The organism is Streptomyces sp. NPDC031274 (genome assembly GCF_055570235.1).
On the sequence record NZ_JBVIHP010000499.1, the window covers coordinates 1 to 1,027 of the forward strand.

Consider the following 1,027-nt stretch of genomic DNA (forward strand, 5'->3'; position numbering starts at 1 on the left):
GTTTGAACCATTCGGGGTCGCGGTCCTTGGCGGGGGTGTCCTCGAAGGTGTCCTGGACGGGCTCATTGATGATCATGATGTGGGTGACCCTCCGAACGACGGTGAGGACGGTCGCAGGACGCGGAAGACGTGCGCGGGCGCGCGGCCCGGTTCGAGGCGCACATAGTTGGTCCTGCCCCAGTGGTAGGTCTCGCCGGTGAGTTCGTCGCGCACCGGCACCGACTCGTGCCAGTCGAGGCCGAGTTGCGGCATGTCCAACGAAACCGTGGCCTCCTGGGTGTGGTGGGCGTCGAGGTTCACGACCACCAGAACCGTGTTCGGTCCTTCCGTGCCGGAGGCCGTATCAGGGGCCCTGCCATGAGCCGTCTTCGAGTACGCGATCACTGCTTCCTGGTCCGTGGTGTGGAAGTGCAGGTCACGCAGTTGCCGCAGGGCGGGGTTGGCGCGCCGCACGTGGTTCAGCCTGGTGATGAGAGGCGCGATGGTGGCGCCGGAGCGCTCGGCCGACTCCCAGTCGCGCGGCCTCAGTTGGTACTTCTCCGAGTTCAGATACTCCTCGCTGCCGACCCGCGCCGGGGCGTTCTCGCAGAGTTCGTATCCGCTGTAGACGCCCCATGTCGGCGAGAGGGTCGCGGCGAGCACCGCCCGGGCCTCGAAGGCGGGACGTCCGCCGTTCTGGAGGTAGGCGTGCAGGATGTCCGGGGTGTTGACGAAGAAGTTGGGACGGAGATAGTGAGCGGTCTCGCCCGCCAACTCCCTCAGATAGTCCGTCAGTTCACCCTTGTCGTTGCGCCAGGTGAAGTACGTGTAGGACTGCTGGAAACCGATCGCGGCCAGGGTGCGCATCATCGCCGGGCGCGTGAAGGCCTCCGCCAGGAAGATGACGTCGGGATCGGTGCGGTTGATGTCGTCGAGGACTTCCTGCCAGAAGACGACGGGCTTGGTGTGCGGATTGTCGACGCGGAAGATGCGTACGCCGTGGTCCATCCAGAACCGCAGCAGGCGTACGGTCTCGGCGATCAGGCCG

General features: G+C 65.7%; 1 protein-coding gene. It reads right to left on the reverse strand.

The window, feature by feature from the left end; all coding sequences use genetic code 11:
- Window positions 1-72: 72 nt before the first annotated feature.
- A partial coding sequence (locus ACZ5CR_RS47475; RefSeq protein WP_468870300.1) for an alpha-amylase family protein occupies window positions 73-1,027 on the reverse strand: 955 nt, incomplete at its 5' end.